This window comes from Pseudanabaena sp. 'Roaring Creek' (assembly GCF_001402795.1).
GTDB lineage: Bacteria > Cyanobacteriota > Cyanobacteriia > Pseudanabaenales > Pseudanabaenaceae > Pseudanabaena.
This window is the reverse complement of record NZ_LIRE01000711.1, coordinates 1-3,446: the sequence shown is the minus strand read 5'-3', so window position 1 is coordinate 3,446 and position 3,446 is coordinate 1. Positions and strand designations below refer to the sequence as shown.

Below are 3,446 nucleotides of genomic sequence, written 5' to 3'. Positions count from 1 at the left end.
AAATCCCACCACCATTAAGCGCCGTATTACCAGAGATAGTGCTATTGGTGAGCGTCACGGCTCCATTGCCATAAATCCCACCACCAAAAGCATTAACCGTATTACCCGAGACAGTGCTATTGGTGAGGGTCACGACTCCATTGCCATAAATCCCACCACCAATATTCGCCCTATTACCAGAGACAGTGCTATTAGTGAGGGTCACGTCTCCCTTGCCATAAATCCCACCACCATTAATAGCCGTATTACCCGAGACAATGCTATTGGTGAGCGTCACGGCTCCATTGCCATAAATCCCACCACCAAAAGCATTAGCCGTATTACCAGAGACAGTGCTATTGGTGAGGGTCACGTCTCCATTGCCATAAATCCCACCACCAGTATTCGTCGTATTACCAGAGACAGTGCTATTGGTGAGGGTCACGGCTCCATTGCCATAAATCCCACCACCACCAGTATTCGCCGTATTACCAGAGACAGTGCTATTGGTGAGCGTCACGGCTCCATTGCCATAAATCCCACCACCAATATTCGCCGTATTACCAGAGACAGTGCTATTGGTGAGCGTCACGGCTCCAGTTCCATTATTATTTATCCCACCACCATTGCCTGATGTATTCCCATTGATAATTCTTAAACTATCAAACGTGGTATTGCCATTACCCGCGATATCAAAGACTCGCACCGCATTATTGCCACTCACCGTGACATTGCTTGCTCCAAATGCGCCACTGATGGTCAGATCGCCAGTAGTGACATTAATCGCCAAAGTTGAAGCCAAAGTAATCGCTGCTTGCGATCCATTAAACACAGTCGGGTCAAACCGAATATTATCAGCGCCCGCTAAAGCATTGGCATCAAGAATAGCTTGCCTCAACGATCCTGCCCCCGCATCATTAATATTCGTAGCCGTAAAAGTAACGAGCCGACCGTTATAACTATTCTGGGCTTCAGAACTAAACACCACACCCGTATTCAGTTTCCCAGTCTGATACTCTAGATTCCAGTTTCCACCAAGCTTACTGCTACCCGTGATATCAGTCGAAGCCGCGACATCATGCCCCGTATAATTCTTTACTGCTTGAACCAGTGCCGCCCCATTCTCTCCACTAGCGAGATTACAAGCATAGAGCAGAATATTCGCCGCAGGAGATAGAGAAGTCTTCCAAGCTTGGAGATCGTTGGCATATTTAGCAATATTCTCAGTACTAACAAAATCTTTGCCTAACCAGAAATTACCAACATCTCCCTCAGAGACAATATGCAAACTATTTGCACCCGTCACACTAGCCAAAGTTGCGGTAACTTTCTGAATGCCATACTGGTCTGGATTAATCACCGTCACGCTACTTCCGCCATTAGTGCCATCAAGTAATGTTTGATAGTTTTTAACCGTGCTGTCGATGAACACAAAATTCCAACCCTGTTGGATGTTGGTCGCATTCACAGAAGCTTGAGTGGTGTTGTAACGATTGGCAAGGACGTTGATGTTTGCTGCCGTGAGATTACCCGTAGCGATCGCCTCTCCCGCTTTGGTCGGTGCGGTAATCCCTGAACCAGTCAATAATTTTGGCAAATCAATTCCTGCGATCGCTTTGGTACTGCCCAATTCCTGCTGAGTGGCGATCGGGAGATCAAAGCTAAGAACACCACCTTCAGGCGTAATCCTTACATACTTACCATCAGGAACAGCCACGATATTGATCGTGCCGTTAGGTGTGGATATAGTTCCTGTATTGATCACTATCCCACCAACTAGAGAAATACTTTTCCCTTGCGATACGTTGAGATTTCCTTGATTGACAATTGCGCCAGAAGTTTGTCCTTGAGTTAGTGGCGATGTCGGACTAGTAAAGGCGAAAGCATTGGGAGTTCCTGTCAGATTCTTCAGATCACTGACGCTAGTATTCATGCCAAACCAACCATTGCCAACCTGAATTCCATTAGCAGTCGTAGCTGTAAAAGAAGCTGGCACATTTAAACTCGCATTTGACCCAAAAATCACACCTGCGGGATTCATGATGTAGAGATTGGAATTTCCACCTGTGAGTTGGATTAAGCCATTGATGACGGAAGGATCGCCGCCAACTACTCGACCAAGGATATTTTGAATGTTGGGTTGACTGAGGAAGTTGGCTATTTGTCCTTGACTTAAGCCAAACTGCTGAAAACTATGGAAGAGATTTGCCCCTGCTTGCGTTCCGCCTGTTATGTCAAATCTTTGTCCATTTGGCAATACGACGGTGTTTGTACCATCTTGCGCGGCGGTGATCGATTGCGCTGTGACTGGAGTTGTCACTAGTAGGGCTGGAGTTAGGGCGATCGCGATCGCCGTTGTTATCCCATACATTCGCGAAGTTGATTTCAGCATAATCTCCAACAACCCCATCAAAATTTTACTAGTTCTTATCACCCTAATTTACCCTGTAATCGCTATTAAAAAAACAGAATCAAAATCTGTCCAGTCAGATCAGCGTGCGGTAAAGATTTTAACAAATTTTTGCTAGACTGAAGCTGAGGAATACTCACATAAGCATATGAGATTTATTAGTCCAAAAACTGATTTTGCGTTCAAGAAAATCTTTGGCTCTGAACAAAGCCATGATGTCTTGATCAGTTTTTTGAATGCGATGCTTTATAACGGCGATCGCAGGATCTCGCAATTAGAAATTCTCAATCCTTACTTAGCTCCACGCATTCGAGGAGTTAAGGATACCTATCTTGATGTCAAAGCTAGGCTCGATAACAACACAAGCGTAATTATCGAGATGCAAGTATTGAATATTGAAGGATTTGAAAAGCGGATTCTCTACAATGCTGCCAAAGCTTATTCCATTCAACTCGGTATTGGGCAATCCTATTCACTACTCAATCCAGTAATTGCACTGACAATTACAGATTTTGAGATGTTTCCAGAGATGGATCGATTAACTTCTCGGTTTATTTTAAAAGAGAAAGACTTTTTGATTGATTATCCCATTTACGATCTTGAGTTAGTGTTTGTCGAGTTACCAAAGTTTGATAAAGCGATCGCGGATCTAGAAACCTTGGCAGACAAGTGGTTATATTTTCTCAGACATGCCCTAGACTTAGATGTTGTGCCAGAGAGTATGAATTCAGTACCAGAAATTAGGCAAGCCTTTGAGTTTGCCAGAGAAGGAAATCTCTCGGCTGAAGAATTAGATGAGTTACAACATCAGGAGTTCTTTATTCAAGATCAACATAATGCGATCGCTAAGGCTCTGAAGCAAGGCAAGACAGAGGCAACGATAGAAATGGCTACAAAATTGCTGGATATGCTGGATGATGAGGCGATCGCGCGGGCGACTGGACTTAGCTTGGCAGAAATTGCGGAATTGAGAAGAAGCTCTAAGAGATCCCCCTCAATCCCCCTTAAAAAGGGGGAAGAATTAAATTCTCCCCCCTTTTTAAGGGGGGCTGGGGGG

2 protein-coding genes are annotated in these 3,446 nt (G+C 44.6%); one reads left to right on the top strand and one right to left on the bottom strand.

The window, feature by feature from the left end; genetic code table 11:
- The coding region (locus AC805_RS20620; RefSeq protein ID WP_197278804.1) for a DUF4347 domain-containing protein at window positions 1-2,371 on the bottom strand (2,371 nt) is incomplete at its 3' end.
- A gap of 166 nt (window positions 2,372-2,537) precedes the next feature.
- Between AC805_RS20620 and AC805_RS20615 the strand changes: the two genes are divergently transcribed.
- On the top strand, window positions 2,538-3,446 hold a 909-nt coding region (locus tag AC805_RS20615), incomplete at its 3' end, for an Rpn family recombination-promoting nuclease/putative transposase (protein WP_072143706.1).